The organism is Streptomyces termitum (assembly GCF_014650175.1).
In the GTDB taxonomy this organism is placed as follows: domain Bacteria; phylum Actinomycetota; class Actinomycetes; order Streptomycetales; family Streptomycetaceae; genus Streptomyces; species Streptomyces termitum.
In genome coordinates, this window is sequence record NZ_BMUL01000002.1 from 333,563 (window position 1) to 350,110 (window position 16,548).

Genomic DNA, 16,548 nt, shown 5'->3' on the forward strand with positions numbered 1-16,548 from the left:
CCTCGCCTTCATGTCGCCCTGGCTGATCGGCTTCGGCGTCTTCTTCGTCTACCCCCTCGTCTCCACCGTCTACTTCTCCTTCATGCGGTACGACGGCCTCAACCCGCCGACCTGGCGGGGCACGGAGAACTGGGTCTACGTCTTCACCGACTTCCCCCAGCTCTGGCCGGCGCTGACCAACACCCTCTGGCTCTGCCTCGTGATGGTCGGCTGCCGGGTCGTCTTCGGCCTCGGCATCGGCCTGCTCATCACGAAGATCAAGACGGGCACGGGGGTCTTCCGCACCCTCTTCTACCTGCCCTACCTGGCCCCGCCGGTGGCGGCGACGCTCGCCTTCGTCTTCCTGCTCAACCCCGGCACCGGACCCGTCAACTCCCTCCTGGAGTCCGTGGGCGTCCCCGGCCCCGCCTGGTTCACCGACCCCGCCTGGTCCAAGCCGGCCCTCACCGTCCTGGCGGTGTGGGGCGTCGGCGACCTCATGGTCATCTTCATGGCCGCCCTGCTCGACGTCCCCAAGGAGCAGTACGAGGCCGCCGAGCTCGACGGCGCCTCCGCCTGGCAGCGGTTCCGCTACGTCACCCTGCCGAACATCTCGCCGATCGTCCTCTTCGCGGTCGTCACCGGGATCATCGGCGCGATGCAGTACTACACCCAGCCGATCGTGGCCTCCAAGGTCGCCTCGGGGGTGATGGGCGGCTCGGGCGTCACCTTCGTCCCCGGCTACCCGGAGGACTCCACCCTGACCCTCCCCCAGCTGATCTACAGCCTGGGATTCAGCCAGTTCAACTACGGCGCGGCCTGCGTGGTGGCGCTGGTGCTCCTCGCCCTCTCCATGGCCTTCACCGCGCTGCTGATGCGCCGGCGCGGCGGCCTGATCGGCTCGGGTGACTGACCATGACCTCCTCCGCCTCCCCCGCGCTGCGCCGGGCCCGCCGCACCGCGCTGCTCCAGTGGATCGCCGTGCACGCGCTCGGCATCGCCGCGGCCCTCTTCTTCGTCCTGCCGTTCGTCTTCGTGGTGCTCACCTCCCTGATGAGCGACCAGCAGGCGCTCACCCGGGACCTGACGCCGAACACCTGGCACTTCGAGAACTACCTGAAGGTGTTCCACACCGACGGCTTCCTCCTCTGGTGGCGCAACTCGCTGCTCTACGCCGGACTCGGCACCGTCCTCGTCGTGGTCTCCTCGATCCCGGTGGCGTACGCGCTGGCCAAGTTCCGCTTCCGCGGCCGGCACCTGTCGCTGCTGCTGGTCATCTCGATGATGATGCTGCCGCCGCAGGTCGTGATCATCCCCATGTACCTGTTCTGGGCCAAGCAGATGGACCTCTCCGGCACGCTGTGGCCGCTGATCATCCCGATGGCCTTCGGCGACGCCTTCGCCATCTTCCTGCTGCGGCAGTTCCTCCTGACCATCCCGAACGAGTACGTCGAGGCGGCCCGGATCGACGGCTGCGGCGAACTGCGCACCCTGGTCCGGATCGTGCTGCCGATGGCCAAGCCCGGCATCGCGGCCGTCGCCCTCTTCCAGTTCTTCTACTGCTGGAACGACTACTTCGGACCGCAGATCTACGCCTCCGAGAACTCCACCGCCTGGACCCTCAGCTACGGCCTGGAGTCCTTCAAGAGCGCGCACCAGACCGACTGGAACCTGACCATGGCCGCGACCGTGATGGTCATGGCCCCCGTGATCCTCGTGTTCTTCTTCGCCCAGAAGGCGTTCGTCGAGGGAGTCACACTGACCGGAGTGAAGGGCTGATACGAAAATGAAGCTCGCTGTCGTGGGGGGCGGCTCCACCTACACCCCCGAACTGATCGACGGATTCGCGCGCTTGCGCGACACCCTGCCCATCACCGAACTCGTCCTCGTGGACCCGGCGGCCGACCGGCTCGACCTGGTCGGCGGCCTCGCCCGGCGGATCTTCGCCAAGCAGGGCCACCCGGGACGGATCGTCACCACGCACGACCTCGACGCCGCCGTCGAGGGCGCCGACGCCGTCCTCCTCCAGCTCCGCGTCGGCGGCCAGGCCGCCCGGAACCAGGACGAGACCTGGCCGCTGGAGTGCGGCTGCGTCGGCCAGGAGACCACCGGCGCCGGCGGCCTCGCCAAGGCGCTGCGCACCGTCCCCGTCGTCCTCGACATCGCGGAGCGGGTCCGGCGCGCCAACCCGGACGCCTGGATCATCGACTTCACCAACCCCGTCGGCATCGTCACCCGCGCCCTGCTCGGGGCCGGGCACAAGGCCGTCGGCCTGTGCAACGTCGCCATCGGCTTCCAGCGGAAGTTCGCCGGGCACCTCGGCGTCGACCCGGCCCGCGTCCACCTCGGCCACGTCGGCCTCAACCACCTCACCTGGGAGACCTCCGTCCGGCTCGACGGCCCCGGCGGCGAGGAGGTGCTGCCCCGGCTGCTCGCCGGACACGGCGACGCCATCGCCGCCGACCTGCGGCTGCCGCGCCCGGTCCTCGACCGGCTCGGCGTGGTCCCCTCGTACTACCTGCGGTACTTCTACGCCCACGACGAGGTCGTCGAGGAGCTGCGCACCAAGCCGTCGCGGGCCGCCGAGGTCGCCGCGATGGAGAAGGAACTCCTGGAGATGTACGGCGACCCGGCGCTCGACGAGAAGCCCGAGCTGCTCGCCAAGCGCGGCGGCGCCTTCTACTCGGAGGCGGCCGTGGACCTGGCGGCCTCGCTGCTGGGCGCGGGCGGCTCCCCGTACCAGGTGGTGAACACCCTCAACAACGGCACGCTGCCCTTCCTGCCCGACGACGCCGTCATCGAGACGCAGGCCGCGGTGGGCCGCGACGGGGCCGTGCCGCTGCCCGCCGGCCCGGTCGACCCGCTGTTCGCGGGGCTGATCGCGAACGTGACGGCCTATGAGGACCTGGCGCTCGACGCGGCCCTGCGCGGCGGCCGGGAGCGGGTCTTCAAGGCGCTGCTCGCCCACCCGCTGATCGGCCAGTACGCCTACGCCGACCAGCTCACCGACCGGCTGATCGCCCACAACGGGGAGCACCTGGCGTGGGCGTGAACGGAGCGCTGCTCGCGGTCGACGCGGGCAACAGCAAGACCGACGTGGCGGTCCTCACCCCGGCCGGGGAGGTGCTGGGCGCCGCGCGCGGCGGCGGCTTCCAGCCCCCGCTGGTGGGGGTGGCCGAGTCGGTCGGCGCGCTGGCGGAGATCGTGGACCGGGCCTGGGCGGCGGCCGGCGGCACCGGCGCCCCGGCCTTCGCCCACGTCACCGCCTGCCTCTCCAACGCCGACCTGCCGGTCGAGGAGCAGGAGCTCGAAAGGGCCCTGTACGCCCGGGACCTGAGCCGTTCGATACGGGTCCACAACGACACCTTCGCGATCCTGCGGGCCGGGCTCGACGAGCCGCGCGGGGTGGCCGTGGTGTGCGGCGCGGGCGTGAACTGCGTGGGCCTGACCCCGGACGGCCGGACCGCCCGCTTCCCGGCGATCGGGAAGATCTCCGGGGACTGGGGCGGCGGCGGCGGGCTCGCCGACGAGGCCCTGTGGTGCGCGGCGCGCGGCGAGGACGGGCGGGGCGAGCCGACCGAGCTGGCGCGGGCGCTGCCCGGCCACTTCGGCCTGGAGACCATGTACGCCCTGATCGAGGCGCTGCACCTGGGCCGGATCCCGATGGCCCGGCGGCACGAGCTGGCCCCGGTGCTCTTCCGGGTGGCGGCGGCGGGCGACCCGGTGGCGGCGGGGCTGGTGCGCCGGCAGGCCGAGGAGGTCGTCGCGATGTCGTCGGTGGCGCTGGGGCGGCTCGGACTCCTCGACGAGGAGACGCCGGTGGTGCTCGGCGGCAGCGTGCTCGCCGCCCGGCACCCGCAGTTGGAGGAGCACGTCCGCGAACTCCTCGCGGAGCGGGCCCCGAAGGCGGTCGTCCGGTACGTGACGGCGCCGCCGGTGCTGGGCTCGGGGCTGCTCGCGCTGGACGAGACCGGGGCGGCGCAGGAGGCGAAGGAGCGGCTGCGGGCGCACTACGCGGCCTGACGCGCGGACGCGGGGCGTCTCCCTCCGAGGAGGCGCCCCGCCGTCATGTTCACCTGTTCGAGCGACGGCCGGGGCGGAACCGGGCGAGGGTGCTCGTACGTATGTCAGGGAGAGGAACGTTCGACGGCGCGCGGAGCCGCGCGACGGGAGGGGCGAGGGAGGGGAGACGGAAGAAGGAGGGGCCCGGAGGGGCCTCGCCGGACGAAGTCCCGCGGGAGTGGGGCACGATAGACACAAGATCGTGTCATTCCCGGTGTGCGGGCGGGGCCCCTGCGGCCATACTGCTCGCCGGGGTCGATCCACGTCGAGACCGAGGGGGAGGTCACGTGACACACCCGCCGAGCGCGCCCGCCTCGACGGCCGCGCAGGGCCCGGCGCACGCGCCCGCGCACCCGGGGGTCCCGGGTCAGGTCTCGCGCGCCTCCGCCGCCGCACCGCCGCCGCCCGCCCGGGGGGCCTGGGCCACCGGCCGCGAGGTGCTGCGGGCCGCCGCCCGGACCGAGCCGGGCCGGCTGCGGGTCCTCGGCGCCGTCCTCGCCCTGCTCGTCGTCGCCCTGGGCGCCGTCGCCGGACTGGAGGCGGCCGACCGGGCCGCCACCGCCGAGGACGTCGTCGGCCGCAGCCAGCCGCTGAGCGCCGACGCCGCCGCCCTCTACCGCTCGCTGGCCGACGCCGACTCCACGGCCGCCGCCGGCTTCCTCGCCGGCATACTCGAACCGGCCGACTCCCGCGCCCGCTACGACCGGGACATCGCCACCGCCTCCCGGCTCCTCGTCAAGGCCGCCGCCAACACCGACGGTTCGGGCGCGTCGGCCCGCGAGATCACCACCCTCAACGAGCTCCTGCCCCGCTACACCGGCCTGGTCGAGCGGGCCCGCGCCGCCAACCGGCAGGGCCTGCCCCTCGGCGGCGCCTACCTGCGCTACGCCAACCAGGAGATGACGACCCGCCTGCTGCCCGCCGCCGAGCGGCTGTACGCGGCGGAGACCGCCCGGCTGCACCGGGACGACGACGGGGCCCGCGCCTGGCCGCTGCTCGGCCTCGGCGCCGGGGTGCTCGCCCTCGCCGCCCTGGCCTGGGCGCAGCGGCGCGAGTACCGGCGCACCCACCGGGTCTTCGAGCGGGGCCTGCTCGCCGCCACCGCCGCCACCGTGGTCGCGCTGCTCTGGCTGACCGGCGCGCACACCGTGGCCCGCACCGGCCTGGGCACCGCGCAGACCGAGGGGCAGCGCTCCCTCCAGGTCCTCAACGAGGCCCGGATCAGCTCCCTGAAGGCCCGCGCCAACGAGAACCTGACCCAGGTCGCCCGGGGCGCCGTGCTCACCGAGGACGGCAAGCGGGACAAGTACGAGGCCGAGTACGAGACCGGCATGGCCGCCCTCACCGACGCGCTGGCCCGCGCCTCCCGCTTCGCCGACGACGAGGCGGGCCGGGCCCCGCTGGCCGAGGCCACCGCGCGGGCCGGCGAGTGGCGCGCGCGGCACGCCGCCGCCCGCGACCTGGGCGAGGCCGGCGACTACCCCGGCGCCCTGGACCGGATCATCGGCCCCGGCCCGTCGGCCGGCCGCTCCTTCGACCAGGTCGACGCCGCCCTGGAGCGGGCCCTGGCGCACGAACAGGACGAGTTCACCCGGTCCGCGCGGGGTGCCGTGCGGGCCCTCACCGGGCTGCCGGTGGGGGCGGCCGTGCTCGGCGCGCTGGGCGCGCTCTGCGCGGTGCTCGGCATCAACCGAAGACTGTCGGAGTACCGGTGAGAGGGGGCGGCATGGCATCCGACGGCGCGTCACCGGCCCGGCGGGCGGCCCGGCGGCTGCGGGGCTGGGGCGGCGTGGCCGCGATGGGCGCGGCCTGCGCGCTCACCGCCGCCTCCCTCACCCTGCTGCCCGGCTCCGGGCCCGCGGCCGTCCCGTCCGCCGGGACCGGCACGGGCACCGGCATCCGGATCGAGGCCGAGAGCTGCGAGCACCCGGAGGCGTCGCTGCGGCCCTCGGCGGCGGAGGGTCCGGCGGTCGCCGCGATCCGCGCCCGGGGCAAGCTGGTCGTCGGCGTCGACCAGTCCAGCTACCGCTGGGGCTTCCGCGACCCGGAGACCGGCGCCCTGGAGGGGTTCGACATCACACTGGCCCGGGCCATCGCCAAGGACCTGCTGGGCCGCGAGGACGCGGTCGTCTTCCGCACGGTCCCCACCAACCAGCGGATCGCCGCCCTCGACAGCGGCCAGGTCGACCTGGTGGTCCGCACCATGACGATCAACTGCAAGCGGATCGAGCAGGTGGCCTTCTCCACCGCCTACTTCCGGGCCGGGCAGCAGGTGCTGGCGCCGAAGAAGTCGCCGATCACCGGCTACGACGCCTCGCTGAAGGGCCGCCGGGTCTGCACCGCGGAGGGCTCCACCGCCCACGAGGCGCTGGAGGCGGACTCCTTCGGAGCGGTCTTCCGCGACGACGGCGACGGCACCCCCGCCGACCGGGACCTGCTGACCGTGCCCAACCAGCTCGACTGCCTGGCCCGGCTCCAGCTCGGCGAGGTGGACGCGGTCGTCACCGACAACGCCCTGGCCGCCGGGCAGGCCGCGCAGGACCCGGCGGTGGAGCTGAAGGGCCGGCCGTTCACCGAGGAGTACTACGGGGTGGCGGCCAGGCTCGGCAACGACGACCTGGTGCGCCGGGTCAACAAGGTCCTGGAGGAGTACCGCAAGGGGCCCTGGCAGGAGGCGTACCGGACGTGGCTGGAGGCGGGCCTCGGCAAGGCCGAGCCCCCCGCGCCGCTGTACCGGTAGCACCGCCGGACCTCCGGCACGGAAGAGAACGAGACGGCACGAGACGAGCGGCGGCCCCGGGCGGGGCGGGAATGAGGAGAGCGATGGGCGTCGCGGGACCTCCCGGGCCGGTGATGGACCGGGACGAGGTGGACCGTGCGCTGGCGCGCCTCGGCGCGGAGCACAAGGCGGTCGAGGACTCGCTCCTCGCGCTCCAGGACCACGCCGGGCGGCGGCTCCTCGAAGGGGCCGAGCTGACCGGCACCACCCGGGAGCGGTGGGCGGCGGCCGAGCGGACCATCACCCTGCTCTGGAACTGCTTCGACGCCTACACGGCGGCCCTGCGGGAGGTCCGGGAGATACGCTCGCGGCGCAAGTGGCCCGGCCGGGAGGAGCTGGCGGAGCTGACCGACCGGCTGCGCGGCGACGTCGTGCACGTGCCGGGCGGGGCCGGCGAGGAGGCGCTGCTCGCCGAGCGGTTCACCCTGGACGGGCTGGTCCGCCGGATGAACGGCCTGTACGCGGCCTCGCTCGACGTGGTGGTCACCGCCGACGCCGTGTGGTCGGCGCTGCCCGCCCGGATCGACCTGCTCGCCGCCGAACTGGGCCGGACCCGCTCGCTCGCCCACTCGGTCGGGGTGCGGCCCGGGGAGCACCCGGCCGGCGACGAGCTGGAGTCGATCACCGCCGAGCTGACCGTGCTGCGGGCCTCGGTGATAACGGACCCGCTGGCCTTCTGGCGGCCCGCCGAGGGCAGTTCGGCCCCGGGCGGCGGCCGGCCCGACACCCTCCGCTACGACCGGGCGGCCCTCGCCCTGGAGGACGTGCGGCGCGAGATCGAGGCCGTGCTCGCGGTGCGGCAGGACGCCGAGGAGCGGCTGCTGCGGCTGCGGGACGTGCTGTCCCGGGCCGACCGGACGCTCGCCGAGGCCCGGGTGGCGCGCGGCGAGGTCCTCGCGAAGATCGCCGCCTCCGAGGTACCGGCCGTGAGCGGGCCGCCGACCGCGCTCCAGGAACGGCTCCAGGCCGCCGCCGACCACCGCAGGCACGCCCGCTGGCACCGGCTCTCGCCGCTGCTCGACGCGCTGGAGCGGGAGGCGGAGGAGGAGCTGCTGCGGGCCCGGGACTCGCTGACGGCGGTGACGGCGCCGCTCGCGGTGCGGGCCGAGCTGCGGGGCCGGCTGGACGCCTACCGGGCGAAGGCGACCCGGCTCGGCGGGGCCGGCGACCCCGTCCTGACCGAGCGGTACGACACGGCGCGCCGGATGCTGTGGAGCGCGCCCTGCGACCTGCGGGCGGCCGAGCAGGCCGTGCTGCGGTACCAGCGGGCGGTGGCGGACGTGGTGTCCGGTCCGTCGGACACGGGAGGACGGCAGTGGTGAGCGGTCGGACGGGAGGCTGCCAGCGGCCCGCGTGCGAGGGGGCGTACGAGGACGTCGGCGGCGGCGAGCTGTACTGCGACACCTGCGGCCTGGCGCCGGTGGTGGCGCCCAGCGGGCGGCTCCAGGCCAATCCGACCGGGGTCGCGGTGCCGGGGAGGACCGGCGGGTCCGGTCCGGTGCCGGGCGCCGGGGCGCCGTCCGGGGCGCCGTCCGGGGCGACCGGCTGGGGGTCCGACCCGGCGTCGGCGCCCAGCGGTTCGCGGGCGTCCTCCCGGTCCTCCTCGCGCTCCTCGTCCTCCCGCCGGTCGGTCTCCGGGCGGCTGTCGCGGTCCCTCGCGCTCTCCGGGCGGGCCACCGGCCGCTCGGTGTCGGTGCGCAGCTCCGGCTCCTCGGCGGGCCAGTCGGCGCGCAAGCGGCTCGGCGCGGGGCTGGTCGCGGTCCCGGAGGTGCCGCGCCCCGATCCGCGCGGGGCGGTGATGGAGCGGGCCGAGGTGCCGGAGCGGAAGCGGTTCTGCTCCCGCTCCGACTGCGGGGCGCCGGTGGGCCGTTCGCGCGGCGAGCGGCCGGGCCGCACCGAGGGCTTCTGCACCGCGTGCGGGCACCCGTACTCCTTCGTGCCGAAGCTGCGCGCCGGGGACGTGGTGCACGGCCAGTACGAGGTGGCGGGCTGTCTGGCGCACGGCGGCCTCGGCTGGATCTACCTGGCGGTGGACCGGGCCGTCTCGGACCGGTGGGTGGTCCTCAAGGGCCTGCTCGACACCGGCGACCAGGACGCGATGGAGGCGGCGATCTCGGAGCGGCGCTTCCTCGCCGAGATCGAGCACGCCAACATCGTCCGCATCTACAACTTCGTCGAGCACCTCGACCCGCGCACCGGCTCCCTCGACGGCTACATCGTCATGGAGTACGTGGGCGGCAAGTCCCTCAAGGAGATCGCCAACGACCGGCGGACCCCCGAGGGCCGGCGCGACCCGCTGCCGGTCGAGCAGGCGTGCGCGTACGGCATCGAGGCGCTGGAGGCCCTGGGCCACCTGCACAGCCGCCGGCTGCTGTACTGCGACTTCAAGGTGGACAACGCGATCCAGACCGAGGACCAGCTCAAGCTCATCGACATGGGCGCGGTCCGGCGGATGGACGACGACCGGTCCGCGATCTACGGCACGGTCGGCTACCAGGCGCCCGAGGTCGCCGAGGTCGGCCCGTCGGTCGCCAGCGACCTGTACACGGTCGCCCGCACCCTCGCCGTCCTCACCTTCGACTTCCAGGGCTACACCAACGTCTTCGCGGACTCGCTGCCCGAGCCCGAGCACATCGAGGTCTTCCGGCGGTACGAGTCCTTCTACCGCCTCCTGGTGCGGGCCACCGACCCGGACCCGGGCCGCCGCTTCGGCTCCGCCGAGGAGATGGCCGAGCAGCTCACCGGGGTGCTGCGGGAGGTCGTCGCGCTCCAGTCGGGACGGCCCCGCCCGGCGCTCTCCACCCTCTTCGGGGCGGAGACCCGGGTCACCGACACGGTCCTCTTCGCCGAGCGGGACGAGGACGTGTCGGTCCTCGGGGCCCGCCGCACCGGCCGCGCCCGGCGGACCGCCGCGCCGGCCGCCGGGGGCGTACCCGCCGGGCAGGGGCTGGGCGCGCTGCTCGCCCCGCTCGACGTGGCGGCCACCGCGCTGGCGCTGCCGGTGCCCCGGGTCGACCCCGCCGACGCCAACGCCGGCTTCCTCGCCGTCCTGACCGCCGCCGCCCCCGGCGAGCTGCTCACCGCGCTGCGGGCCGCGCCCGCCGACACCCCGGAGCTGCGGCTGCGGGCCCTGCGCGCCCAGCTCGACCTGCGGGACACGGTCTCCGCCGGGCAGACGCTGACCGCCCTGGAGAACTGGGACGCGGACGACTGGCGGGTGGTGTGGCACCGGGGCCTGGCCTCGCTGGTGGGCGGCGACCACGCGCGGGCGGCGCTCGCCTTCGACGCGGTGTACGACGCCTTCCCCGGCGAGCCGGCGCCCAAGCTGGCGCTCGGCGTCTGCGCCGAGGTGCTGGGCCAGCTCGACAACGCCGCCGAGTACTACCACCTGGTGTGGACGGCCGACCCCGGCTTCGTCAGCGCCGCCTTCGGCCTGGCCCGGGTGCGGCTCGCCGCCGGGGACCGGACGGGCGCGGTCGCCGCGCTCGAATCCGTACCGGAGTCGTCCATCCACTACACGGCGGCCCGGGTGGCGGCCGTCCGCGCCCGGCTGCGGCGGCGCCCGCCGCGCGAGCCGCTCGGCGCGGACCTGACCGCCGCCGCGGCGCAGGTCTCGGCGCTGGGCGGCTTCGGACTCGACCCGGTCCGCCGGGAGCGGTTGTCGGCGGAAGTGCTCGGCACCGCCCTGGACTGGGTACTCTCCGGGAGTCCCGGCGCCGCCCCGGGCGGCGGTGGAGCGCTGCTCGGCAGCGGACTGGACGAGCGCGGGCTGCGCTTCGGCCTGGAACGCGCCTACCGGGTGCTGGCCCGGCTCGCCCAGCAGGGCGAGGAGAGGATCGAACTGGTGGAGCGGGCCAACCGCTACCGCCCCCGGACGTGGGTGTGAGGATGGACCAGAACCCCCAGCCGCCGTCGCACGGACTCGACGCCTGTCCGAACCCGGACTGCGCCGAACCCGTCGACCCCAGGGACCGCTACTGCGGGGCCTGCGGGCACGACCTGTCGGCCTCGGCGGACCCGCCGGCCGGGCAGGACCGGCCGACCGTGCCGATCGGCGCGCCGGTCTGGCCCGAGGCCCCGCCCCGGGACCCGGGCTCGCTGTCGACGGCGACCCAGCACCCCGGCGACCTGCCGGGCACCGACTCGGGCGGCCGCGACCTGACCCGGGGCGGGGCCGGCGCCCCGGCCGGGTCCGGCGAGGTGCCGGTGCGGACCGACGGGCCCGCGCCCGCGCGGCCGAGTGGGGAGACCGCGCGCGGCGACGGCGACTTCGAGCTGGCGGCGCCGGACCCGCGCGCGGCGGTACGGGCGGAGCCCGCGGGGGTCCCGGACTCCTCGGGGTCCCCGGAGCCCCCGGTGGCCGCGGTGCCCTCCGCGACCGGAGAGGCCGGAGAGACCGGGGAGGCCGCCGGGGTGGCGCCCGCCGGGACCTGTGTGGCCTGCCGGGCCGGGCGGGTGGACGACGACGGGTACTGCGAGAACTGCGGCCACGCCCAGCCCCGCGAACGCGACCACATGGAGCGCGCGTTGGGGACGGTCGCCGCCGTCAGCGACCGGGGCCTGCGGCACCACCGCAACGAGGACGCGTTCGCGGTCGCCGAGACCGCGCTGCCCGACGGCCGGCCGGCCACTGTCGCCATCGTCTGCGACGGCGTCTCCTCCGCCCACCGCCCCGACGAGGCGTCCGCCGCCGCCGCGCGCGCCGCCGGTGCCCTCGTCGCCGAGGCCCTGCCCCGGGGCACCCACCCGCAGCAGGCCATGCACGAGGCGATCGTCGCCGCCGGCGAGGCCGTCACCGCCCTCGTCCGCGTCCCCGGCCCGGACGGCACCGTCCAGGACCCGCCGCCCGGCGGGAACTCCCCCGCCTGCACCATCGTCGGCTCCGTCGTCGCCGACGACCTGCTCGTCGTCGGCTGGGTCGGCGACAGCCGCGCCTACTGGGTGCCCGACGACCGGGGCGCGCCCGCCGCCCGGCTCACCGAGGACGACTCGTGGGCCGCCCAGATGGTCAAGGCCGGCCTCATGTCCGAGGAGCAGGCGTACGCCGACGAGCGCGCCCACGCCATCACCGGCTGGCTCGGCGCCGACGCGTACGAACTGGAGCCGCACACCGCCGCGTTCAAACCCGACCGGCCCGGGGTCGTCGTGGTCTGCACCGACGGGCTGTGGAACTACGCGGAGGCGGCCGACGCGCTGGCCCGGGTGCTCCCCGCCGACGCGGCGCTCCGGCCGCTGCACGCCGCGCAGGTCCTCGTCGGCCACGCGCTCGACGGCGGCGGGCACGACAACATCACGGTCGCGCTGCTGCCGTTCGCCCCGCCGGCCGCCGGGGCAGCCTCTCCCTGACCCGCCGTCACCGGCACCGCCCACCGCCTTCCCACCGTCCCGCCGTCACCGGCACCGCCGTCCCGCCGTCACCGCCCACCGCCGTCCCGCCGTCACCGTCACCGGCACCGCCCACCGCCGTCCCGCCGTCCCGCCGTCCCGCCGTCCCACCGTCGTCGGCTCACCGCAGCCGTCGCCGTCGTCGCCACCGCCGTCGCCACCGAGGAGCCGAAACCAGATGGCGAACTTCGCCAAGCCGTCCGTGCCGCAGTTCTCGGTGGACGTCTACCAGAACGCGTACCTGCCGGACGGCGGGCGGGACGTCGACGCCATCGTCACCGTCACCGCGACCGGCGGCGGCACCAGCGGCGCCACCGGCCTCGTCGGCGGGCCGGCCGGAATCGTGTTCCTGGTCGACTGCTCCGGCTCCATGAACTACCCGCCCGCCAAGATGGAGGGCGCCCGCGCCGCCACCGCCGCCGCCCTCGACACCCTCCGCGACGGCACCTCCTTCGCCGTCGTCGCCGGCACCCACACCGCCGTCCAGGTCTACCCCGACCACGGGCGGCTCGCCGTCGCCGGACCCCGCACCCGCGCCGAGGCCAAGGCGGCCCTCGGCCGGCTCACCCCCGGCGGCGGCACCGCCATCGGCACCTGGCTCCGGCTCGCCGACGCCCTCCTGACCGGCGAGGACCTCGTCATCCGGCACGGCATCCTGCTCACCGACGGGCGCAACGAGCACGAGTCGCCGGAGGCCCTGCGCGCCGCGCTCGACGCCGCCGCCGGACGCTTCACCTGCGACGCGCGGGGCGTCGGCACCGACTGGGAGGTGAAGGAGGTCACCGGCATCGCCGCCGCGCTCCTCGGCACCGCCGACATCGTCGCCGACCCGGCCGGGCTCGCCGCCGACTTCACCGCCGTGATGGAGAACGTCATGGGCAAGGGCGTCGGCGACGTGACCCTGCGGCTGTGGACCCCGGTCGGCGCGGAGATCGCCTTCGTCAAGCAGGTCGCGCCGTCCGTCGCCGACCTCACCGGGCGGCGCGCCGACAGCGGGCCCCGCTCCGGGGACTACCCCACCGGGTCCTGGGGCGACGAGTCCCGCGACTACCACGTCCGGGTACGGGTCCCGGCCAACGCGGTCGGCCGGGAGATGCTCGCCGCGCGGGTCTCCCTCGTACTGCCCGACCCGGCCGGCGGCGACGCCCGGCCGGTCGCGCAGGGGCTGGTACGGGCGGTGTGGACCCACGACGTGGCGATGACCACGGCCATCCACCCGCAGGTCGCGCACTACACCGGGCAGGCCGAACTCGCGGACGCCATCCAGGAGGGCCTCGACGCGCGCAAATCGGGCGATCAGGACGGCGCGACCGCGAAACTGGGCCGCGCGGTGCAGCTCGCGGCGGCTTCCGGAAACGCCGATACGGCGAAACTGCTTTCGAAGGTGGTGGACGTGGTCGACGCGGCGGCGGGTACTGTGCGGTTGAAAGCCAAGGTCGCGGAGGCGGACGAGATGACGCTCGAAACCCGCTCCACCAAGACCGTGCGTGTGAAGAGGTAGCCCGGCCAGCGGGCCGGACGACGAGAGGGGGAAGCACCGACATGCCGACCTGCCCGAACGGACACCAGTCGGTCTCCGACGACTGGTGCGAGGTCTGCGGCCATCGCATGACCGGGGCGGGCGCGCCTGCGGGTGCCGTACCGCCCCCACCCCCGCCGCCCCCCGCCTACGGCTACCCCCACCCGACCCCCCCGGGCCCGCCCGGCCCTCCGGGACCTCCGGGCGCGCCCGGTGGCCCAGGTGTCCCTGATGGTCCGGGCCCGGCCGGTGGTCCCGGCGCCCCGGGCAACCCCAACTTCTTCGGCGGCCCCGGTGCTCCGGGCACCCCCGGCGGTCCGGGTGCCCCTGGTGGCCCCGGCCCCGCCGGTGGCCCCGGCGTTCCCGGCAACCCGAACTTCTTCGGCGGCCCGGGCGGCCCGAACGGCCCGGGTGCGCCCGGCGGCCCCGAGGCCCCCGGCAACCCCTCCTTCTTCGGCGGCCCGGGTGCCCCGGGCACGCCCGGCGGTCCGAGCACCCCCGGTGGCCCCGGCCCGGCCGGTGGCCCCGACGCCCCGGGCAACCCGAACTTCTTCGGCGGACCGAACGGACCCGGCACCCCGAATGGTCCCGGCGGCCCCGGCGGACCGACCGCCCCCGGCGGTCCCGGCGCACCTGGTGCGCCTGGTGGCCCGAACTTCTTCGGTGGCCCTGGTGGTCCGGGCGGGCCGAACGGCCCCGGCGCCCCGGGCTCGCCCGGCGGCCCGAACGTCCCCGGCTTCCCCGGCGCTCCGGGCAGCCCCGGCGGTGCCCCCGACGCCCCCGGCAACCCGAACTTCTTCGGCGGCCCGAACGGCCCCGGCGGTCCCGGTCCGGGCAGCCCCGGCAGCCAGGGTGCGCCCGGCGCTCCGTCCGGTGGCCCCGGCTTCGCGGGCGGCCCCGGACCCAGCGGCCCCCACGCCCCGGCCGGCCCCGGCCCGTCCGGTGGCCCCGGCGCCCCGAACGGTCCCGGCGCCCCCGCCTTCGCGGGCGGCCCGGGCGCTCCCGGTGGCCCAAACTTCTCCGGCGGCCCCGGTGCTCCGGGCGGCCCGGACGGTCCCGGCTTCCCCGGCGGTCCCGGCCCGGCTGGCGGCTCGAACGGCCCCGGTCCGTCCGGTGGCCCGGGCGTCCCCGGCTTCGCGGGCGGCCCGAACGGGCCCGGTGCCCCTGGCGGCCCCGGCGCGCCCTCGTACCCCGGCGGTCCCGGTCCGATCGGCGGACCCGGCGCGCCCGCTGGTCCCTCGTACCCCGACGGCCCCGGCCACCCCGGCGGTCCCGGCGCGCCCAACGGCCCCGGCGGACCGGGGGCGCCCGGCCACCCCGGCGGGCCCGGGCCCGGTGCCCCCGGTCCCCACGCGTTCAGCCCTCAGGGTGACCCCAACGCGACCGCGCAGGCGGAGCTGTGTCCGCAGTGCCGGACGCCCCGGGAGCCCATGGCGCCGTTCTGCGAGGAGTGCCGCTGGAACTTCCTGACCGGGACGGCGACCTCGTACACCCCGATCGCGCCCGCGCCGCAGGCCCCGCGGCCGGGCGGGTTCTCCGCGCCGCCCGCTCCTCCGGCGCAGCCCGTACCGCCTGCGCAGCCCGTACCGCCCGGTCCTCACGGGCAGCCCGGGCCGGACGGGTTTGGGTACCACGATTCGCAGCCTTCGCGGGTGAACCGGCCCGCCGAGCCGCTCGGGGCGGAGCCGACGCACCAGCAGGCCCCGCCGCAGCCGCCCCGCGCGGACGACGACTGGGTGCTGTCTCCCCCGGCCCAGCCGCAGCAGCCCCGGCCTCCGCAGCCGCAGGGGCCGCAGAGCTGGACCGCGTACATCGGGCCCGACCGCGACTACTTCATGGCGATGATGCGCCGCAGCGGTCCGGAGGCCGCCGGGCTCAACCTGCCCGCGTACGCGCCGCCGAAGCAACTGCCGCTCCAGGGCAACCAGGTGTCGATCGGGCGCCGCCGGCACTCGACCGGCGAGGCGCCGGACATCGACCTGTCGGTGCCGCCGGAGGACCCGGGCGTCTCGCACCAGCACGCGGTGCTGGTGCAGCAGCCGGACGGCTCGTGGGCGGTGGTGGACCAGAACTCCACCAACGGCACCACGGTCAACGGCGGCGAGGAGCCGGTCCAGCCGTACGTGCCGATCCAGCTCCAGGACGGCGACCGGGTGCACGTGGGCGCCTGGACGACGATCACCGTCCGGCGCGGCTGACCCGGCCCCCGGCGCACGCGCGGCGCACCCGTACCGGCGGAGGTCCGGAGGTCCTAGACCTCCGGACCTCCGCCGGTCCGTCTGAGACGATGGACGGGTGAACGAGATTCCCGGGGACGGCGCGGTGCAGGAGCAGCAGACCTTCTACGAGCAGGTCGGCGGCGAGGAGACGTTCCGCCGCCTCGTCCGGCGTTTCTACGAGGGCGTCGCCGGGGACCCGCTGCTGCGCCCGATGTACCCCGAGGAGGACCTCGGCCCGGCCGAGGAGCGGCTCGTGCTCTTCCTGATGCAGTACTGGGGCGGCCCGCGCACCTACAGCGAGCACCGGGGCCACCCGCGGCTGCGCATGCGGCACGCGCCGTTCACGGTGGACCGGGCCGCGCACGACGCCTGGCTGCTGCACATGCGGACGGCGCTCGACGAGCTCGGGCTCGCGCCGGAGCACGAGCGGGAGCTGTGGCGGTACATGACGTACGCGGCGGCCTCGATGGTGAACACCCCGGGCTGATCCGCCGTCCCGCACCCGTCCCGCACCCGTCGTCACGCTGCGACCGGTACAGACCACTCCATGCCACCGGATGAACACATTCCGGGGATCATTGACCGATTAACGGTCACGATCGCAT

General features: G+C 76.0%; 12 protein-coding genes. All 12 read left to right on the top strand.

The features are described from left to right. Positions 1 to 10: 10 nt before the first annotated feature. A complete protein-coding gene (locus IE219_RS04840; RefSeq protein ID WP_229849617.1) occupies positions 11 to 892 on the top strand; it encodes a carbohydrate ABC transporter permease in 882 nt (293 codons plus the stop codon). 2 nt (positions 893 to 894) lie between these two features. Beyond that, entirely contained in the window at positions 895 to 1,758 is an 864-nt protein-coding gene (locus tag IE219_RS04845) for a carbohydrate ABC transporter permease (protein WP_189975253.1), read from the top strand. 7 nt (positions 1,759 to 1,765) lie between these two features. After that, complete coding sequence (locus IE219_RS04850; RefSeq protein WP_189975254.1) at positions 1,766 to 3,031, top strand: 6-phospho-beta-glucosidase; 1,266 nt, start codon at positions 1,766 to 1,768, stop codon at positions 3,029 to 3,031. Next, positions 3,022 to 4,002 (top strand): N-acetylglucosamine kinase, encoded by a 981-nt coding sequence (locus IE219_RS04855; protein WP_189975255.1) that lies wholly within the window; start codon positions 3,022 to 3,024, stop codon positions 4,000 to 4,002. Before IE219_RS04850 ends, IE219_RS04855 begins: the two co-directional genes overlap by 10 nt. Before the next feature lie 326 nt (positions 4,003 to 4,328). Continuing rightward, positions 4,329 to 5,756: a GlnX family signal transduction membrane protein gene (locus IE219_RS04860; protein ID WP_189975256.1), complete on the top strand. Its 1,428-nt coding sequence runs from the start codon at positions 4,329 to 4,331 to the stop codon at positions 5,754 to 5,756. 11 nt (positions 5,757 to 5,767) lie between these two features. After that, positions 5,768 to 6,781 carry a glutamate ABC transporter substrate-binding protein gene (locus tag IE219_RS04865; protein WP_189975257.1) on the top strand — a complete coding sequence of 338 codons (1,014 nt, stop codon included), beginning with the start codon at positions 5,768 to 5,770 and terminating at the stop codon, positions 6,779 to 6,781. An 83-nt stretch (positions 6,782 to 6,864) separates the two neighbouring features. Continuing rightward, entirely contained in the window at positions 6,865 to 8,142 is a 1,278-nt protein-coding gene (locus IE219_RS04870; protein ID WP_189975258.1) for a coiled-coil domain-containing protein, read from the top strand. Then, on the top strand, positions 8,139 to 10,706 hold the full coding sequence (locus tag IE219_RS04875) for a serine/threonine-protein kinase (protein ID WP_189975259.1): 2,568 nt from the start codon (positions 8,139 to 8,141) through the stop codon (positions 10,704 to 10,706). The genes IE219_RS04870 and IE219_RS04875 overlap by 4 nt, the downstream gene beginning before the upstream one ends. Positions 10,707 to 10,708: 2 nt before the next feature. Beyond that, complete coding sequence (locus IE219_RS04880) at positions 10,709 to 12,166, top strand: PP2C family protein-serine/threonine phosphatase (RefSeq protein ID WP_189975260.1); 1,458 nt, start codon at positions 10,709 to 10,711, stop codon at positions 12,164 to 12,166. A 217-nt stretch (positions 12,167 to 12,383) separates the two neighbouring features. Beyond that, positions 12,384 to 13,706, top strand: coding sequence for a vWA domain-containing protein (locus IE219_RS04885; RefSeq protein WP_189975261.1), 1,323 nt, complete (start codon positions 12,384 to 12,386; stop codon positions 13,704 to 13,706). 1,670 nt (positions 13,707 to 15,376) lie between these two features. Then, positions 15,377 to 15,922 (top strand): FHA domain-containing protein, encoded by a 546-nt coding sequence (locus IE219_RS32400; RefSeq protein WP_308434010.1) that lies wholly within the window; start codon positions 15,377 to 15,379, stop codon positions 15,920 to 15,922. Between the two features lie 97 nt (positions 15,923 to 16,019). Then, on the top strand, positions 16,020 to 16,430 hold the full coding sequence (locus tag IE219_RS04895; RefSeq protein WP_189975263.1) for a globin: 411 nt from the start codon (positions 16,020 to 16,022) through the stop codon (positions 16,428 to 16,430). Positions 16,431 to 16,548 lie beyond the last annotated feature (118 nt).